Annotated in this window: 13 protein-coding genes; 5 read left to right on the plus strand and 8 right to left on the minus strand. The window is 62.9% G+C overall.

Annotation, left to right across the window (positions count from 1 at the left end; all coding sequences use genetic code 11):
- Positions 1-139: 139 nt before the first annotated feature.
- Positions 140-1,861 (minus strand): hypothetical protein, encoded by a 1,722-nt coding sequence (locus tag IPL75_12395; GenBank protein ID MBK9241037.1) that lies wholly within the window; start codon positions 1,859-1,861, stop codon positions 140-142.
- 2,650 nt (positions 1,862-4,511) lie between these two features.
- On the opposite strand from IPL75_12395, the gene groEL reads away from it, so the two are divergent.
- Complete coding sequence (groEL, locus tag IPL75_12400; protein ID MBK9241038.1) at positions 4,512-5,621, plus strand: chaperonin GroEL; 1,110 nt, start codon at positions 4,512-4,514, stop codon at positions 5,619-5,621.
- Positions 5,622-5,818: 197 nt separating this feature from the next.
- Here groEL and IPL75_12405 read toward each other — a convergent pair whose 3' ends face one another.
- A complete protein-coding gene (locus IPL75_12405) occupies positions 5,819-6,907 on the minus strand; it encodes a M48 family metallopeptidase (protein ID MBK9241039.1) in 1,089 nt (362 codons plus the stop codon).
- Positions 6,908-7,010: 103 nt separating this feature from the next.
- Between IPL75_12405 and IPL75_12410 the strand changes: the two genes are divergently transcribed.
- Together IPL75_12410 and IPL75_12415 are read left to right on the plus strand one after the other, a co-directional pair.
- Positions 7,011-7,667, plus strand: a complete 657-nt coding sequence (locus IPL75_12410) for a DUF305 domain-containing protein (GenBank protein MBK9241040.1) — start codon at positions 7,011-7,013, stop codon at positions 7,665-7,667.
- Positions 7,664-9,679, plus strand: coding sequence for a hypothetical protein (locus tag IPL75_12415; protein ID MBK9241041.1), 2,016 nt, complete (start codon positions 7,664-7,666; stop codon positions 9,677-9,679). The genes IPL75_12410 and IPL75_12415 overlap by 4 nt, the downstream gene beginning before the upstream one ends.
- A 6-nt stretch (positions 9,680-9,685) precedes the next feature.
- Here the strand turns inward: IPL75_12415 and IPL75_12420 are convergent, their stop codons facing one another.
- Genes IPL75_12420 through IPL75_12435 form a run of 4 tightly spaced genes read right to left on the minus strand, consistent with a single transcriptional unit; the run spans position 9,686 to position 15,091 of the window.
- On the minus strand, positions 9,686-11,581 hold the full coding sequence (locus IPL75_12420) for a carboxypeptidase regulatory-like domain-containing protein (protein MBK9241042.1): 1,896 nt from the start codon (positions 11,579-11,581) through the stop codon (positions 9,686-9,688).
- On the minus strand, positions 11,578-13,449 hold the full coding sequence (locus tag IPL75_12425; GenBank protein MBK9241043.1) for a carboxypeptidase regulatory-like domain-containing protein: 1,872 nt from the start codon (positions 13,447-13,449) through the stop codon (positions 11,578-11,580). The genes IPL75_12420 and IPL75_12425 overlap by 4 nt, the downstream gene beginning before the upstream one ends.
- On the minus strand, positions 13,446-14,735 hold the full coding sequence (locus tag IPL75_12430) for a cysteine desulfurase-like protein (protein MBK9241044.1): 1,290 nt from the start codon (positions 14,733-14,735) through the stop codon (positions 13,446-13,448). The genes IPL75_12425 and IPL75_12430 overlap by 4 nt, the downstream gene beginning before the upstream one ends.
- Positions 14,736-14,764: 29 nt before the next feature.
- Positions 14,765-15,091 carry a hypothetical protein gene (locus tag IPL75_12435; GenBank protein ID MBK9241045.1) on the minus strand — a complete coding sequence of 109 codons (327 nt, stop codon included), beginning with the start codon at positions 15,089-15,091 and terminating at the stop codon, positions 14,765-14,767.
- A 125-nt stretch (positions 15,092-15,216) separates the two neighbouring features.
- On the opposite strand from IPL75_12435, the gene IPL75_12440 reads away from it, so the two are divergent.
- Positions 15,217-15,513 carry a hypothetical protein gene (locus tag IPL75_12440; GenBank protein MBK9241046.1) on the plus strand — a complete coding sequence of 99 codons (297 nt, stop codon included), beginning with the start codon at positions 15,217-15,219 and terminating at the stop codon, positions 15,511-15,513.
- Positions 15,494-15,841, plus strand: coding sequence for a DNA-binding protein (locus IPL75_12445; GenBank protein MBK9241047.1), 348 nt, complete (start codon positions 15,494-15,496; stop codon positions 15,839-15,841). Before IPL75_12440 ends, IPL75_12445 begins: the two co-directional genes overlap by 20 nt.
- A 29-nt stretch (positions 15,842-15,870) precedes the next feature.
- Here the strand turns inward: IPL75_12445 and IPL75_12450 are convergent, their stop codons facing one another.
- Positions 15,871-16,134: a hypothetical protein gene (locus IPL75_12450; protein MBK9241048.1), complete on the minus strand. Its 264-nt coding sequence runs from the start codon at positions 16,132-16,134 to the stop codon at positions 15,871-15,873.
- A gap of 732 nt (positions 16,135-16,866) precedes the next feature.
- Positions 16,867-18,162 carry a DUF885 domain-containing protein gene (locus IPL75_12455; protein ID MBK9241049.1) on the minus strand — a complete coding sequence of 432 codons (1,296 nt, stop codon included), beginning with the start codon at positions 18,160-18,162 and terminating at the stop codon, positions 16,867-16,869.

The following is an 18,162-nucleotide window of genomic DNA, read 5'->3' on the forward strand; positions in this document are numbered from 1 at the left end:
TGACGCGGAATATGTCATCCCAACATCTACCGCCGCATCATGGCGGAAACGAATGTTGAACTGGTCGCACAGACGCTTTGCCAATTCCTGGCTTCTGCCAGTTCCTGCCGCCTTCCTGGGTCCTGCCGTGTCGCTGAACTTAAGCTTCAGCGACGGGTTGGCGCCTATGCTTCCTAAAGCGAATTCCACTTTCAAGCTGTTTTTTTTGCCATGCCGACGCATGTCCCGCGACCAAAAGGTCGCAGAGCCTACTCACCACATCTCTCGGGAACGGCGCGACAACGAGCAAATGTTTGGTGCCTGGTTCACCGCGATCCCAGCTGACCTCGACGTCTTCACCCTCTGCCGCTATCCGAGTAACGATCTCGAACGGCAGTGAAAAAAACCTCGGCAACATGACCTCAAGACTCAACTGTTCCTGCGACCTGAATTCACGGGAAAGAACAACCTCCGTGGAGCGCACCAACGTCCGCCCCCGGAACGCTGACCACAGCTGCCCAAGACTCTCTGCCCCTGCTTGTCCTACAGCAGCAGCAGTAAGCGTTGACAATGCACTCTCGAGTCGGCCGAGGTCAGTTTTGAGCGAAAACAACAATGTCGAGAGCGCTTCTATATGCTGCGGGGACTTCCGCCTAGCCCAGTAGATCAGCCCCTCCACACCAGGTACCACCTCAGTGTAGGCAATGCGCATGGCGTCATTCAGTATCTGCCTTACCTCATCTCCGCGCCGTGCGTCTCTCAAGGACGCGCGAGACTCTTGCCACGTTGTCACCCTGTTGAACGCTGCCAATCCTCGTCCGTGATACGACATGTGGGCGATGACAGTTAGAAGATACTTACGAGCATCGTGGTCATTTGTAATGCTGGGCAGTACCAGCGAACGACTGAAGCTCCTGAGACTGGTGGCAAAATAATGCAAATTTGTCCCCGCAACCGCGTCGACCTCGCGTGCTTGCGCGGCTACCACAGCGGGCTCACACGCGGTCCAGAGATCGGGCTCATTATTTAGCGCAAGGAGCAGGCTGATAGCCGTGACGGTAAGTACGCGACTAGAAGCTATCGAAGGCAGGACTGAAGGAAGGGCCTTGATCAGGCGGCGCTGAACAGCGAGAACGAATAGAGCGTCACTTCGTACCGACTCGTCCTCAACCTTCGACAACACGCGAGCCGCAAGTTCGGCTACGTCTCGCTGGACCTCGCTTCTAATTAACGGCGATGTCAGCAGCTCCGGCTCGGTCGCAAAGAGTACCACCAGCGACTGGTCTTCGGCCTTGCACCGGTGCAGAAGCGAATCCAGAAGCACCCCGATCACGCCAGCAGTGTGGTTTTGCAAGGCCAGCAAGTGTCTGATGGCGATTGCGTCTGCGGACAAAGGAGCCTGGCTTGAGGGCCCAACCGCGAATGGATGCTGCAGCCCGCCGGTATGCGACTCGCCGAGAATCAGCCGTTTCCGCAGTCTCTCGCCGAACGCACGGAGCTCGTCGTCGAGCTGGGACACCACTCGCACGACTCTCGTCACGTGTCTGTAGTAGCCCGTCCTGTCAAAGGCGTCAGATGACGGAACGGGGAGACGGAACAGCGGCACGAACGAGAATTGGACAAGAGCCGCACCGGAAGACACTTGGGAACACAACTCTGAAAAGAACAACTCCTCAGTTGGCTCGAAGCGACTCACCAGAGGCACCACAATGACTTGACTCGGGCCGGGCGTTTTCCGCTGCCAGAGAGTGCGAAGCAAAAAGCGTCTCATCGACTCACCGGTTACAGTCGCATCGTCGAGATAGACGATGGTGCTGTGCTCCCACGTTACGCCCGCAGAACCGAAAAGACGGGACGGACGGACCTCGACCAGTCCTTCCAAATGGTCCAATCCTTGAACGCCTTCTTCATAGTCAAGACTCTGGTCCTGTGGCAACAGAAGGTGGAATATGCGTCCTATTGGAACGGAGTCCTGATCGTACGCCAAGCTTGCCACGGACTGAATTAGCCCCGTTGCGGCGGCAGTGACACGAGTGACAAATACTATGTCTCGGATCGTCGTTCCTTGCGTGACTAGCTGTGCGGCGATCTCAGCCCAACACCAAGCCGCCACTTTCGGAGTGTGTTCTCGAACAAGCGAAGCGGTGTCCAAGCTTAGGGCGTGAACTCGCTGTCCCAAATGATGAAGCCCATGTCGAAACAGCACCGGATGAGATCGAACGAACCGCTCCCGATCCGCGTTTACTCCAATGCTAAAACTCTGGGTCCACTTGTGGTCTACCGGTACGTTCGTTGCGGGATCAAGCGTCACAATTTTCGCATTACTTGAAGCAATATCCGTAGTGACCTCGCCGGGATCGAACGGCACAGAGACTAAGGCCCTTACGGCATGGCTCAGGCGACGCGGACCATGTTGGAGCTCCACAACTCCTATCGCCGCGAGGCAATTCTCGCCTCTGGTCATTGCGAGTGCGTCCAATCGTCTCCCGCCGCTGACTATATCGCTGAAGAGCACATGTGGCCTTTTCAGAGAATCGAGCGAGTCGTCTGAGAGTAGGCGAATCTCGAACGTCCGCTCCTGCTCCTGCAGCAGAACATGGGCGATGAAATACGCGGCCCGGGAAACGGCGACTATCTGAGGTTCTGGGCCTTTGGGTCGGTGGCGATCTAACTCTTGAACAAGAAGACGTCCCAAGGACGCGCACAAGAGCTCGTTGGAATGAAGGAGCCGAAGGACCGTAGCAAAGTTCCGGACCAATCTTCCATGCTCAGTTCGGACGAGCGTGTTCTTGCGATGAAACACCCACTGGTCCCTATTTGAAGACTGCCATTGATCGAACGCTAGGCGGATCGTGCGCGCGAATACATCGTCGGGCACGAACGAGCCGAATGGAACTAACCGCAAGACGCCATCGGCAATTTTTAGATATGGGCCGTACGTAGAGCGTAGGTCACGGGCATAGTCGGCTGTCCGATCAGCGCCGATCGGGCCAAACCCCGTGCGCTCGAGTTGTTCAAGGAGGGGTCGGGCGTGCTCTGGCACGGTGCCCGCGAATCTCCACGAAACCGTCTGGGAAACGGACTCAAGGATTCCAACGAGGCGCGGCATCCCCTCCTCCTCGTTTCCGGTAAGTCTAATCGCCTTCAGTTCGTCGTTGGCATCTACTGGAAGCCGTGCTCCTAGGACCACGGGAATTACATTCGGCGGAAGTCTCATAATTACGCTTCGCAGGGCCGCGCCTGTATCGAACGTTACGAACGGAGCGGCCACTGCCGCAACCTTTGGCAGGGGTTCAGGGCGGACTTCGGCCAATCGCATCGATGACAGCACCGAGTGGAATCGGAGGGGTGGATGTTGGGTCGTCCCTGAAGTGTTACTTCGAGCGCCCTTCAATGGCCGCGCTGCAGGTACGATCGGAATCCGCAAGACGACACACGTTCCTGGGAACTCACGGGCCCCTCGTAGTGGTGCGGTGAGGGCTAGTGCGCGGCCCCTTTGGAACATGTATCCCGTGCGGGCCTGTCCGGACCTGGCGATCAGGCCTCCATCAAGACCCGCAGTGGCATTCAGCGCTCGGTGCAGCCCTCGCCAGTTAAGCTTCGCAATTTCGTCGGGGTGGTCCTCGGGCGCTTTGCGGGTCGAATTGTGCTCAAACGCCCACAATGCGATGTCATGGTGAATTCTCGCGCGGAGGGCTTCGGAGGCTGAGCTGCCGAGTGCTATGGGCTTGATATCCGCAAATCGCCCAGCGCTTGCGCGGGCGTATGAGCGCCAGAGTGTCGATGCGATGTTGTACCCACAGTCTGCGATGGCGAGCTCGAGCACCATTGCGCTCTCAATGTTCCGTAGCTCATTCATCCATTGAAGTTCCTCGGAAGTAATGTAAGCGTCCTTCGGAAATATGCGACGCGCAGGAACCGGCGTCATCGTCAGAGCGCCAAAAGCGTACTTAGGCCTGCCGTCGCGATAAGCATGCTGCAGAATATTGAGGAGTGCCTCGGTAGCGACGCGTTGTGCGGCGGATGACACCTCTCGGGTGTTCTGCTGCCCACGAGTGTGGAGCACTCGAAAGACTTGCTCCCCGACAAGACGGCCTATCCGTTCTGTGACTCCTGGGCCGTCAACCTCCAATCGCCACAACGCACCAGACGCACCGTCCCGGTGCTCAACAGTGGCCAACGTCGGCGCGGCCCATGAATCAGTCTCAACCTGGTCTAACCTAAGTCCATCGACGATTTGATCTGCAAGCTTGCTGTCTCTCTGAATAGAGACCTCGAACGGAGCGACTTGCCTGAAGGCGCCAGCAAATGCTGCAAGAGACACCGCTCCCTCAGCGCTGGCGAAATCAAGCTCGGTAAGGACTACGCGAGGTATCCTCCTAGCCGGGACAATCTCCCAAGCCAAATGGTGCGCGTCCCCAGTCCCCGCCGCTGCCGGTCTAAAGAGCTGTCTCGGCAGAATCTGCTCGAACGACTGAAGTGTCAGACCGCCCCTGTGGAAATAGCTCTCGCTGGTCGGCATCGCGGGTCGGATGTTACATGATCGTCTCTTGCAGGGCCTAACTCATGAGCCAACTTGGCCGACCACGACCGCCACGGTCCTCGAGCGGGCGATTTTCCGCGAAGGCATCAAGATGGTCGGGCCGGGCGCGAACCCGGTCATCCTCATCCACGAAAAGAAGATCTCGTCGATGAAGGACCTCCTGCCCCTGCTCGAGCAGGTGGCGCGTGGTGGCCGTCCGCTCATCATCATCGCGGAAGACGTGGATGGCGAAGCGCTGGCGACCCTCGTGGTCAACAAGCTGCGTGGCACGCTGCAGGTCGCGGCCGTCAAGGCCCCGGGCTTCGGTGATCGCCGCAAGGCGATGCTCGAAGACATCGCGATTCTGACGGGTGGCCGCGCCATCACGGAAGACCTCGGCATCAAGCTCGAGAACATCAAGATCGAAGACCTCGGCAAGGCGAAGAAGGTCACGATTGACAAGGACAACACGACCATCGTTGAGGGCTCGGGCACGCAGGGCGCCATCGAAGGCCGCGTGAAACAGCTCCGCACGCAGGTCGAAGAGACCACGTCGGATTACGACCGCGAGAAGCTCCAGGAGCGCCTGGCGAAGCTCGTCGGCGGCGTGGCCGTCATCAAGGTTGGTGCCGCCACCGAAACCGAGATGAAGGAAAAGAAGGCGCGCGTCGAAGACGCGATGCATGCGACGAAGGCAGCCGTGGAAGAAGGCATTGTCCCCGGCGGCGGCGTTGCGCTGCTGAAGTGCGCCAAGGTGCTGGACGGTCTGAAGCTCGAGGGTGATCAGAAGGTGGGCGCGGACATCGTGCGTCGCGCCATCGAAGCCCCGATGCGCTGGATCGCGACCAACGCGGGCGTCGAAGGCTCGATCATCGTGCAGAAGGTCAAGGAAGGTAAGAGCGACAACTTCGGCTACAACGCGGCGACCGACGTCTACGAAGACATGGTCAAGGCCGGCGTCATCGACCCCACGAAGGTCGTGCGCTCCGCGCTGCAGAACGCGTCCTCGATCGCTTCCCTGCTGCTCACGACCGAAGCCATGGTCTCGGAGATTCCTGAAGACAAGAAGGAAGCTCCGGCCGGCGGCGGCCCCGGCGGCGGCATGGGCGGGATGTACTAAGTCCCGCGTCCAGGGTCCTGAGTCGAGGGTCCTAAACGCAGGGCGTGACTTTAGCCGCGCCCATTGCAAGTACGTAGCTCGGCCTGTTCCTCAAGGCCGAGGAACACACAACGGGCCCGGTGGCATCAGCCGCCGGGCCCGTTTCTTTTTGTCGCGTTATCGCGGCGGAAGCGCCATTCGCCGCGATCCGGCACGCGTCACTTCGGTGGCCACGGCTGAGACGGCAGCGGCTGAAAGCTCTGCTGCGCCACCGTTGCCAAGCGTTGGCGCAGCTCTCGATCGCGATCCGCGCTCGCGGGATGCGTGGAGAGGAACGCCGGCACCTGCCCTTCTGATTTCTGGCCCAGCGTGGCGAAGAACGCCGGCATGCCTGCTGGGTCTATCCCGGCGGCAACGAGCGCATCAAATCCGTGTTCGTCGGCTTCGCGCTCGTCGTCGCGCGAAAACTGAAGGCTGGTCAATTCGAGCGCTGCCTGCCCCGCCACAGTGCCGCCAAGGTCTCCCATCACGAACGCCCACAGTCCCCGAAGGCCCATGTCCTTGATCACGCCTCGCAATGAGTGGCGGAGTTCCACGTGTTGCACTTCGTGCGCCAGCACGCCCGCCAGTTCTTCCGCACGCGAAGTCGCAGCGATGAGTCCGGTGTGAATAACGATGACACCACCGGGCAGGGCGAATGCATTCATCGAGTCGTCCTGTGCGATGTGCACCTCGTACGTGAATCTGGAGTCTCGTGTGAGTCTGGCAACAATCGATCGCGCCGCCTCGTACGCCGGCCCTTCGTCTTTGAAGATCAGACCACCACGCATCCCGTCGAACGCCGCCCGGCCCAGCGAGATTTCCTGCTGAACGGCAACCCGTCCGGCCACCCATCCGGCGATCCTGCTCGCGCTCATCACGAACAGAGCCAGCAGCAGAATTGGCAGCAGCAAAAATAGCGCGAGCACCGTGCGGCCGACAGTGCCCAGGACTCGCGCCTTGCGCTGACCTTCCTTGAGCGTCGCCGCCTGTGGTGTTCCTGCCAGCGCAGACGACGTGAGCAGCCGGCGAGCGGCCACCGGATCCAGGACGTGTGCAGCCCACGCGCCGTCGACGTCGTTCCAGGCGACCTCAACACCGGGCTTCTCAAAACCCACTTCGCGCAGCGTGATCTGGCTGAGCGGAGCCCTCTGGTGCCGTTCGCCGGCAAGAATCTCCGCGCCCGTGACCGAAATCGCCAGTGTGCCGCGCATCCCGGCGGGTGGAAGACCCGGACCGAAAATCAGCGCCTGAACGTTCTCTCCCATGATCTCCTGCCGTTGAGAGTATTATCTGGCGGTGCTGGGAGACGTGCCAGCCGTTGAGTGAATCAGGATGACCACGACACTATCGATTTCGAGCTTTGCATTGATGGCGGCGGTGGGATTGGGCGCCTGCGGCCCAGCCCCAGATCCGGCCGCCGGCCAGACGGCTTCCGCTGGCCAGGCGCAGGCACCGGCGATTGTGCAGCCGGGCGCCCCGGGCCAGGCCTCGACCGTGGTGTCGAACGTCCCCAAATTCAGCGACAACAACTTCATCGACGCCGACGTGAAGTTCATGCAGGGGATGATCCACCATCACAGCCAGGCGCTCGTGATGGCGCGGATGATTCCCACCCATACAAAGACGCCGGAGCTGGCCTCGATGGGCCAGAAGATCCAGCTCTCGCAGGGCGGCGAGATCGAGGCCATGACGGAATGGCTCACCGTCCGCAAACAAACGGTGCCGATGATGATGGCGGACGGTACGGTCATGGACCACGGGGACATGGCCCCGATGCCGGGCATGCTCACGCCCGACCAGATGAAGAAGCTCGACGCCGCGCGTAACGCCACCTTCGATGAGCTGTTTCTCACCGGAATGATCCAACACCATAAGGGGGCGCTGAAGATGGTCGCCGACCTGCGCGAAGCCGGTGGAGGCAAGGAGCTGAACATCGGCGACTTTCTGAACGAAGTAGACAACGATCAGCGAATGGAAATCGTTCGCATGTACGGACTCTTGGGGAGGCCAGTGGAATGGAAATGAACACGCGTACTTACGTCAGCCGCATCATGGTCTGCGCGGCTTTTGGTCTGGCCGTCACCACGGTCTTCGCACAGAATCCTCCGGCGCAGCCACCGGTGGGACAGATCCCGCTCCCACAGCCCTGTACGGCCGAGCAGATTGCGGCGGCTCAGGCGCCAGCGACTCCTCAAGTGGCAGGCCGGGGTCGCGGCGGTCGCGGTGGCGGCGGCACACCGTGTCACATGCCCGACCCGCGCGAAGGCCTGAAGGCCGGCAAGTACGACGCCGGCGAGGCCGCGCTCAACATGAAGCTGGTCACCACCATGCGCCAGCCCGAGGGCATGTTTGATCCGAATGCCACCGGACGCAGCCTGGACTACGCCAACTCCGATCTCGCCTTCGGCATGAACGGAAGACTCGCGCTCCAGGGAAATTTCCACGGCATGATCTTCTACAACATCGAAGATCCGACCAAGACGTCGCTGCAGACCATCGTGTCGTGTCCCGGCGGACAGGGCGATGTGTCCATCTGGGGCAACCTCGCGTTCATGTCCGTCGAAAGTTATGGCCGGATCGATTGCGGTGCAGGCGGACCGCCCACCGCTGGTCGCGGTGCAGCCACCCCGCCGGCCGCAGGCGCCGCTCCCCCGGCTCCAGGCGCTGGTCGTGGTGCGGCACCACCTGATCCCAACCGGATGTTCGGTGTACGAATCTTCGACATCTCCGATCCCCGGAAGCCGGTCCAGGTGGCGGCCGTCCAGACGTGCCGCGGTTCACACACGCATTCGCTGGTCACCGACCCCGCCGACAAGGCGAACATCTACATCTACGTCTCGGGCAATTCGGGCGTGCGATCAGCCGATGAAAAGGCGGGCTGCGTCTCCGATCCGAACGCGCCGAACACATCAACGTACGGCATCGACGTCATCAAGGTCCCGCTCAAGAACCCGGAACTATCTGCGGTGGTCAGCCACGCCTACATCTTCGCGGACGCCAACACCGGCGAGCTCGCCAGCCTCCGCGGACGCCGCCAGGGCACCGGCGAACCGAGCCCGAACCCCACCGCGGGATGCCACGACGTCACGAGTTTCCCGTTCCACCAGCTCCTTGGTGGCGCGTGTTCCGGCAACGGCCTGCTGCTCGACACGAAGAACGTCGCGAAGCCCAAACGCCTGGACGATGTGGCGGACCCCGCCTTCGCGTTCTGGCACTCCGCCACGTTCAACAACGACGCCACCAAATTGCTGTTCTCCGACGAATGGGGCGGCGGCACGTCGCCGATGTGCCAGTCCATTCACCCGCCCATGTGGGGCGGCAACGCGGTGTTCGACATCCAGGGCACGGGCGACAACCGTCGCCTCAAGTTCGGCGGCTACTTCAAGCTGCCGGCATGGCAGACCGCCACCGAAAACTGCGTGGCGCACAACGGCAGCCTCATCCCAGTGCCCGGGCGCGACATCATGGTGCAGGCCTTTTATCAGGGCGGCGTCACGGTGTTTGATTTCACGAACTCCGCACGCATCCAGGAAATTGCGTACTTCGACCGCGGGCCCGTCGATGCGGCCAACCTGGTGATCGCCGGTTACTGGTCGGTCTACTACTACAACGGGTTCCTCTACGGGTCGGAGATTGCGCGCGGCCTGGACATTCTGGAATTGACGCCGAGTCAGTTCCTCACGCAGAACGAACTCGACGCCGCCAAACTGGCCACGCGTGAAGGGTGTGGTGTGTCGAACGACATGAACCCGCAGTGCCAGGCGCACTACGTGTGGCCGGCCAGCTACGTGGTGGCGCGTGCGTATCTTGATCAGCTGGCGCGCGACAAGGCCCTGCCGCAGGAGCGCATCGATGCGCTCAACGCGGGGATGAAGGATGTTGAGGGCGCGACCGCCGCGACCCGTGCGGGCGCGGTGACGCGTCTCAACGGCCTCGCCGCCCAGTTGGTGAAGGACGCCGCAGGCGCGACAGGCCATAACGCTGCGCGGATGAAGGCTGCCGCTTCGACGATTCAGAAGCGCAACCTGCAGAAGTAGTCCGGGCTACTTCACTCTGAGGTCCTGCACCTTGCGCTCGCCGTCGGCGAGCGTGACCCTGTGGGACGCGGCGAGGAGCTGCTCGAGGAACGCGGGGACGGCGAGGTCCGCGGGGTCCAGGTTCTCCGCAGCGGCGATGGCGTATTCGCCGCTGGGGAGGCCGTCCACCGTGAACGCGCCGTCGGTGGCGGGGCGCACGTGGATGATGCGGCGGGCGCCGGGGAGCCAGAGCGTCTTGTCGGTGGTGAACACCACGATCGAATAGCGGGTCACGGGCTGGCCGGACTCGTCGATGAGGCGGCCGGAGACTTGCGACGGACGATCGGTGAACGTGATCGTCATGTTCTGGAACTCGACCTCCGCGGGGCTCGCGACGAAGGGGCGATCGGCCAGATCGCGATCGTTGAGCATCGCAGATTTGAGCACCCACTTCGGACCGGCGGCGGCCGCCGGTGGCTGGCCGCGAATGACGAACGTCCCCGGAGGCACGCCCGCGAACCGGAACGTGCCCTCAGGGCGCATCACCGCGCGCGGCGAGGCCGTGATGCCGGGCAGAGGCTGCACCGGTTGAAAGGTGATCTGAATGCTGCTGCGATCGGTGGGCGGTGCGAGCGTACTCCCCTCGAACGCCATGGTGCCAGACACGGCCGGTCCCGGCAGCAACGTCAAATGCACGTCCGATCGATCGACACCATCAACGCGGAGGTCAGTCACGTTCCAGAGAGTCGCCGGTGCGTTCTCTGGCGGCGGCGCGGTGCCTCGAGTGCCGGCGCCCGTTCGGGCCACCAGCGTGTAGTCGCCAGGCGCCACACCGGTGAATGTAAAGCCCGATGAATTGACCGTCGCCCGCGGCATCACCAACGCGCCCGATGACACCAGCACATCCACCGGCATCTCGCGATCGCCACGGCGCGGATAGAGCATCACCTGCGCCGGCGTGACCGCCGCACCGTTCTTGTCGAGCAGCCGTCCACTGACGCGCGCCATCGGCAGCAACGTCAGCGCCAGGTTCACATCCGACCGCTCTTCCCCACTCGCCACCTTGACGGTGGCCGCAGCCGAAGCATCCGTCGTGCCAGGAAAGAACACCGGCGCATACGAAAGGAGTCGGCCCGGCGCAGGCCCACCGCCTTCGCGACCGGCGCCGCCACCGGCACGCCCCCACTGAAGTTCCGCCTCGCTCACTTCGTACACCGCGCCCATCGACGGCCCGCCGCGCCCTTCAGACGCGGGCTGCAAGCGTGGGAGCGCCGACACCGCGTACTCGCCAGGCGCCAAGCCGAAGATGCGATACACGCCACGGTCATCCGTGATCGCACGCGCCGGCAACGCCCCTCCGCCGCGCACGTTCACGGCGGCCACGGTCACGCCAGTCGCCGGCCGCGCGTACGCGTCCGTGATGAAGCCCGTGATGACAGCTCCCGGCAACAAACTGAGTTCCAGATCCACTCGCGCGCCTTCCGCCACCGCCACCGGAATTCCCGGCCCACGCCCCGGCACCGCCCCGCCATGGAACGTTGTCACCCACCCGGGCTTGGTGGAAGACACGGTGTAGCGGCCGGCCGGCAATCGATCGAACACGAACCGCCCCTCATCGTCTGTGCCGATGTGCCGCACGCTGGTGCCCGCCTCCCCTTCCAGGCGCACGGTGGCACGACGAATGGGCTGCGGCATCGCGGCTTCGCTCATGACGCGGCCTGCAAGCGTGCTGGAGCCTGACGTGATGCGCGGAGTGATCGTAGAATCGCGCTGCTGCCACGCTGCAGCCGCGGCCACGCTGGCAGCCACGCACACTGCCACGATGATCCATGCGCGGATCATCGTTTCGCCGGGTCTGAAGACCCGGCCTCCGAAGAACGCGGCGGCCAGTCTAAAGATGCGGCCTCCGAAGCCCCCTTTCATCGTGCCCTCGGCGTGATCACGCTCAGGTTGAGAGTTTTTTGCTCCTTGGGGGCGATCGTGATGCGCGTGGCGCCGGCGGTGAGTCGTTCCAGGAACTCCGGCGTCTGCCAGTTGCCAGTGAGCTTCGTGCTCACAGCCGCGATGTAGTACTCGCCAGGAGCCATATCGCTCACTTCGAAGGTCCTGGCGGACGTCATCTTCACGCGCCGCACGCGACGGGTGGCGAAGAGGCCTTCGCGCCACGCCGCGCCGTCTGCGGAGAACACGAAGACATCGGTGCCTGGGTTCGTCGTGCCGGTGACGCCGGATACCGTGCCGGCAATTCGGGTAGCGATCCGCGAATACGTCAGCACCAGGCCGCTCACGTTTCGATCGCCGATCTCAATCAGGTCGTCCACCAGCTCGTTACCGTTGAGCGTCAACGTCTGGACGGACCAACCCGGTGGCGAATACGCGTTGAGGATGTAACGGCCAGGCGGATCACCGATGGAGGTAAAGGTCCCGTCGGGAGCGACCCGTGCCGGAAATGAGCGCCAGAGCGTGGCGCCGGCCGGCTGCAGGAACACCGGGATGGTGCCCTCCATTGGTGGGACCGGATCGGCCGAGCCTTCAAAGACCACGCGGCCGCTGAAGGTCACCCCCGGCCGCATCGTCAACGTCAGGCCGGCAATCGACTCCTCTCCGACACTGATCGGTGTTCGAGCCCACAAGGAGATGTTCTCCGCACCTGCGCGGTCATCGCCGTAGCTGTATGCGGCGCTCGCCTGATACTCGCCGGGCATGACGCCCGCGATGGCGAACACGCCGGCACCATCGGTGATCCCCTGGGTGCTCCCGGGCGTGTCGTAGCTGGATCGCTCGATACCGGCGGGGTGCAACCGTACGGCCACGCTCGCCATCGGCCCACTCGGGCCCATCAGCATTCCTGACACCGTGACGGTGGTCGCGAATCGCACCGTCACATCCACGTTGTCGCGGGACTCCCCCGACCCGATCGCAATCACCGTCGCGTCATCCGGATTCCCGGTGCCGGGGTAATACGTGTTGGCATAGCCCAGGGGTTCACCCTTGGGCGAGAGCGGCAGCGCCGGTCCGCTGCGCTGCAGCACGCTGTCGCCCAGGCGCTGACCTTCGCCTGCGCGCGCGCTGACGCCTCCCCGAATCAGAACCGACGTCAGGTTAAAGGCAGACTGCGGGTTCGCCGCCCGGGCATCGAGTTCCCCCGCCAGGTTCGCGGGCACGGACGTAACGGTGGGCAAGACGCCGACGACGTAGGAGCCCGGTGGCAGGAGGGAGATGCGATAGACGCCGCGGTCGTCGGTCACGCCCTCACTCTGCTGCTGCACAAACACCTTGCCCGCAATCACCTGCCTGCGCAGTGCATACACCGGCATGCCCACGACGGGGTCGCCCTTGTCGTCAGTCACCTGCCCACGGATGGCGCCGTGCTTCCAGACATAGAGTTCTGTCGATGCAGGTGAGGAGCTCTTGACCACTTCAACCACGTTCGGCGGATAGTCGTTGTTCTGGTACCCGAAGGCGCGAATGGCGATGAAGTAGCGCCCGGCGGGAAGCTCGCGGAAGACGAAGTACCCCTCCGACGTGGTGAATACGTTCTTGCCCGCGTTGGTGGAGGCCGACGCGTCGCGCGGGAGCACCTGAACGGGCTTGCCGCTTGCGTCGAAGTTGCCCAGCAGGGTCACCGTGGCGCCGGCCACGGGTCGATCGGTGCCGATATCGATGACGCGGCCGATGAGAACGTTCGTGCCTTTCGGCAGCGGATACCCCTGGGACTGCGCCCCGACGACGTGGCTCACGCCCGCCGCACAGAGCAACAGCGCCATCGCACGTCGGGCGGGTTGGGTCATACGGGCTCCTTACGCCTGGGCACCTCCGACCGTTTCCGGCGGGTCCGTGGCAGCGCCTGCTCCAGACCGGCGATGAGCCGATCGGCGTCGGACACCGTGTTGTAGTGCGCGAATGACGCGCGCACGACGCCGTGTCCAGCTGCCAGACCCAGGTCTTCGATCAAGCGCCGCGAGTAGAAGTCTCCGAAGCGAATACCAATGCGCAGGGGATCGATCGCGCGGACGATGCGCTCCGAGTCAATGCCGTCAACCACGAAACTGATGGTTGGCACACGAACCGAGCGCTGGGAGGACGCGGGCCCGATGACGCGCACGTCGTGCCGCCCCCGCAGCCAGCCCAGCAGCCGCTCGGCCAGTAGCGACTCGTGATCCGCGATGGCGTCGAACGCGGCCGCCATGCGTGCGCGGCGGGACGCGCCGGCCGTGGCTCCAGACCGTTCACCCAGCGCCACCAGATACTCCGGGATGGCCGTGGCTCCGTACGACAGCTCGTAGTTGGGGTTCCCCGGCTGGAGTTTTCCCGGGATCTTGTCCATCGGCACGAAGTGATGTGACAGGTTCGCGAGCCCGAGCAGGCGGTCGTACTTGCCGTACAGCACGGCATGGTGCGGGCCGAAGACCTTGTAGAGGCTGAAGACGTAGTAGTCCACATCCCACTCACGCACGTCCACAAGACGGTGCGGAGCGAAGGCCACGCCATCAACACACACCACCGCGCCGTGACGATGCGCGCACGCGGTGACCGCCGCGATGGGAATCAGCTGACCGAAGATGTTCGACGTCTGCGTGCAGACCACAAGCCTGGTGCGTGGTGTCATCAACAGCTCGAGGTCAGACACCTCCAGCGTCATCGTCTCGCGATTGAGTTGCCAGGGGCGGACGACGATGCCATGCGCCTTGAGCGCGAGCCACGGTCCGATGTTGGCCTCGTGGTCAATCATCGAGACCACCAGTTCGTCGCCTGGCGACAACGCAGGCGTGATGGCGCGCGCCAGGGTCTGGATCATGACCGTGGACGAGGGGCCGAAGACGATTTCTTCCGGCCTGGACGCGTTGACGAGTTCAGCGACCGCCAACTGGCCGGCGTACAGACGCTCCGAGGCCAGCGCAGAGACACCGTAACTGGCGCCAGTTTGAACGCTCGAAGTCAGCAGGTAATCGCGCACCCGGTCGGCAACCGGCCCAAGCACCTGCGAACCGCCGGCGTTGTCGAGATAGATCCATGAGCCTTCATCGTCTGAGAGCGCGGGAAATTGCGAGCGCGCGAAGGCGAGGTCGAGCGGCATCGAGGTTGTCGGTGAGGGTCCGAGCGGGCCTATTCGCCTTGGCCGACCGGCTCGTTCGTGCCGGTCATCATGTGAAACTGATCCGGCGACGTATCCACGAAGCCGAAGCGAACTGGCGACTCGTTCCTCAGCACGTCAACCATGACAGACATCTGCTCGAAGTCGAGATAGCCGTAAAACCGCTGCTCGCTTCCCATGACGGACGTTGTGGCCGCAGGAAGCGGTCCGCTCAGCCGGAACTTCAGCGACGCATAGAAGTTCACGCCGCTCAATTGCAGGCTGCCATGCTCCGTTGATCCCGATTGAGCCCCCACCGCCACCTTATAGCTGCTGATGTCGTACCACTTCCAAGGCATGGCGCCGATGATAACCCCTAACTGGCGTTCCCGCAGACCGGAAAATCGGGCCCACACCTCTTGCCAGGTGCGCGGTCGTGTTGGTGTAATTGACAACACTTATTTATGTTGGTATTCTCTCCAACATGAAGGCGACCGCGCTCCTTCGCACGCGTGTCGTGCTGGCGGAGGATGCGTTCGCGGAACTGGTGTTGTGGCGTGTGCCAACGCCGGTTGTCGGCTCGACTCACGAATTCAAGTATCGCCTCGCGTACATTGTCGGTGGAAGATGCGTGGTCCGGTACGACAACGGGGCCGGCAAGGGCGACCACCGGCACTACAACAAGCGTGAGAACGCATACACGTTCACGACGTCCGACGAGTTGCTTGCGGACTTTCAGCGCGACATCATGAGGTGGAACCATGAAAACCGTCACACTTGACGTGCGCCCTGCGGATCAGGCGATGAAGGATTTTTCACGGGCTTGGCGCAATCGGAAAGCTGACACATCCGCCCGAATCAGTTTTGCATCGCCGGAGCTGCTCTGGAGGGTGCTCACCGCGAAGCGTCTGGAACTGCTGAAGGTTCTCTGCGGTGCCGGACCGGTGTCGATTCGCGAAGCAGCGCGACGCGTCGGCCGGGACGTCAAAGCCGTCCATGGCGAAGTCACCGCCTTGCTCAACGCGGGCGTCATCGATCGCACAGACGACGGCCAGATCGTCTTTCCGTACGAGGCCGTCAGGGTCGAGTTCGTGCTCGAAGTGGCGTAGGCCTCGCCCAGGGTCCAGCGTCCCGGGGTTCAGAGTCCTGAGTTCCCCCCAACCATTCCGCCTGCCACTGCCTTGATCTGCAGCCGTCCTGGCGGTCGAACTGTGGCCCCGCCCGGCCCCACAAACTCCACATCGTCGATTCGAATGGTCACCGGGTATTCGACGAAGTCCTTCGCCTGCGGGTCGGCCCATACAGTCAGGATGCCGCGGCGAGGTATCCACGTCGTCGGCTGTTCCGAGGTCCAATAGGACACATCGCTACACAGCCAATCATGCCTATCGGTCTGATACATGTGTATCTGAACTCTGCCGCTCGCTAAACGGTCGGCCAAGTTCACCACGAGAGGGCGCCTCTCGGTTGGCAGCTTTTTGCGATTGAGTTCAAGCCGGACCCACAGCATTTCCGTGTTGGTCTTGTTGGCGGCGTAGACGTCGATATCAAAGCACCCTGAGGTACTCGCGTACTCGAACGTTGGCCGGGTCTTCGTGCTGACCCGCCATGTGTTCCTTGTATCGTGCGGAGGCCCCTTGGGCCACAGCGTGCCTTCGGCAGACCATTTGAAGTCCGCGCGTGATCTGGCCTGCGTAATGGACGCATAGGAACCGGTTGGGCACGGACGCGGCGGCCTTACGCTCGACGGCGCAAACAACTCCGGAGCCCTGTAGAGCCTCGAGATGTCTTCGAGTACCCCGGTCAAGGGCCGGTCGTAAGTCCGACCGCCGTGCGTCACCTCCTGAATCCATAGTGGAGCGACCACACCGACACGCCCATTCAGCTCTGCCACACAGCCGACTGAAACCGTCGAGATATCCACGCCCGTTCGATTCACCAGAACCGCTCGTGGTCCAATGTGGGACACCGCGAATGGGGAGTCTGGCAGGTCCAACCAAGCGGCCGGGGCCTCAAGCGGCGGCTCGCTGGAGATCTGCGGTCTGCGGTCCAGCGTTCCACATCCCCAGGTTGTGACCGCCGCAATTGCCAACCCGATCGCAACAGCGGGAACGCGCATCACGCGGTCCAAAGGTCACCCCGTCACGAGCGAGTGCATCAGCGCTTCGCGCACCAACGCGGGAGGCATGCTGCCAATCCGCAGCAACCGGTCGTGGAAATCCTTGAGCGTGAATGCTGAACCGAGGCGCTGCTTGAACTCCTCGCGCATCTTCAGTATTTCGGACATGCCCATGAAATAGCCGATGAAATAACCAGGCCGGGCCAGCGCCGAGTCCACCTCTGACTCGGCAGCCCAGCGAAGGAATCCGACGCGGTCGGTCATCAGCGTGATGGCCTGGTCGCGGGTCATCCGGCCGGTCTGCATCCCGACGTCGTAAATCACTCGGGCGTTCCGCCACAGCCGAAGCTGGAGCTGGCGCACGTGCAGACGCTCATTGGGCAGGAAGCCGGTCTCCTGAAACACTTGCTCGTTGTAGAGGCCCCAGCCTTCCGAAAACATCGACGTGCTCTGACGCTGACGCAGGCGCCTCGGATTCTGCATCTGGTAGAGGATCTGCACATGATGCCCGCCATAGGTCTCGTGCGGCGCGGTGACGTAGATCACCCCCCAGTCGTGCTCGGTCAGGTAGTCGCGCTGACGTACCGCGTCCCAGGTGGGGTCGAACGGGTTGATGTGCCATTCACCACGCAAGGTTCCGTCCTCAGCAGGTGGCCGCGCAGTGGCCCCGGAAAAGCTACCGTAATAGGGGTTGTTTCCGGCCGTTGGCACGCGCCGGACCACCGTGCAGGTCTCGCGCACCGGCAACGTCATCAGCTCTTTGGCCAGAAGATGCGCGCGGGCCTTGTCCACAATCTCCTGGTGGGCCTCAATCATCCGCATCGGCTCTGGATGGTCCTGCTTCACCTCGTCGGCGATCTGCCGCCAGCTCTTCTTCGGGTCGATTGTGCGAGCCAGCGCCTCGAGCTCCCGCACGGTGGCGTCAAACTGCGACTGCGCATATGTCCACAGACCAGCGGCGTCGTACGGCAGCAAGTGCTGCTCGCGAAGCATGCGCGAGTAGGCCGCCTCCCCCATCGGCTTGCCAGCCGGCGCCGCCACCAGCCGGCCAATGAGAATGGTCTCCGCGAATCGCCGATCGATCTGCTCGTCGAACGACAGCTCTTTGGGATCGATCGCGCGCAAGCGCGCCAGTACGTCGGTCGGATTCGGCGCCGGGGCTGCAGTCGTGGCGCCGCCCCGCCCTCCACGGGCCAGCACGGCGTCGATCACCGCCTCGAGCCCGGGATGCCCCGAGGCCGGTTGGTGTTCGGCGGTCGGTCCCACTGAAACCAGGGTGAGCAGAAGTACGGCGCCCGCACGCGTGGCCAT

It is taken from the genome of Acidobacteriota bacterium (assembly GCA_016716905.1).
In the GTDB taxonomy this organism is placed as follows: domain Bacteria; phylum Acidobacteriota; class Vicinamibacteria; order Vicinamibacterales; family SCN-69-37; genus SYFT01.

Excerpts from the sequence above, each read along its gene's own strand:
- groEL (MBK9241038.1), top strand. The coding sequence starts at position 4,512 with ATGTTACATGATCGTCTCTTGCAGGGCCTAACTCATGAGCCAACTTGG.
- IPL75_12405 (MBK9241039.1), bottom strand. The coding sequence starts at position 6,907 with ATGGGAGAGAACGTTCAGGCGCTGATTTTCGGTCCGGGTCTTCCACCC.
- IPL75_12410 (MBK9241040.1), top strand. The coding sequence starts at position 7,011 with ATGGCGGCGGTGGGATTGGGCGCCTGCGGCCCAGCCCCAGATCCGGCC.
- IPL75_12415 (MBK9241041.1), top strand. The coding sequence starts at position 7,664 with ATGAACACGCGTACTTACGTCAGCCGCATCATGGTCTGCGCGGCTTTT.
- IPL75_12420 (MBK9241042.1), bottom strand. The coding sequence starts at position 11,581 with ATGAAAGGGGGCTTCGGAGGCCGCATCTTTAGACTGGCCGCCGCGTTC.
- IPL75_12425 (MBK9241043.1), bottom strand. The coding sequence starts at position 13,449 with ATGACCCAACCCGCCCGACGTGCGATGGCGCTGTTGCTCTGTGCGGCG.
- IPL75_12430 (MBK9241044.1), bottom strand. The coding sequence starts at position 14,735 with ATGCCGCTCGACCTCGCCTTCGCGCGCTCGCAATTTCCCGCGCTCTCA.
- IPL75_12435 (MBK9241045.1), bottom strand. The coding sequence starts at position 15,091 with ATGCCTTGGAAGTGGTACGACATCAGCAGCTATAAGGTGGCGGTGGGG.
- IPL75_12440 (MBK9241046.1), top strand. The coding sequence starts at position 15,217 with ATGAAGGCGACCGCGCTCCTTCGCACGCGTGTCGTGCTGGCGGAGGAT.
- IPL75_12445 (MBK9241047.1), top strand. The coding sequence starts at position 15,494 with ATGAAAACCGTCACACTTGACGTGCGCCCTGCGGATCAGGCGATGAAG.
- IPL75_12450 (MBK9241048.1), bottom strand. The coding sequence starts at position 16,134 with ATGTATCAGACCGATAGGCATGATTGGCTGTGTAGCGATGTGTCCTAT.
- IPL75_12455 (MBK9241049.1), bottom strand. The coding sequence starts at position 18,162 with ATGGCCACGCGTGCGGGCGCCGTACTTCTGCTCACCCTGGTTTCAGTG.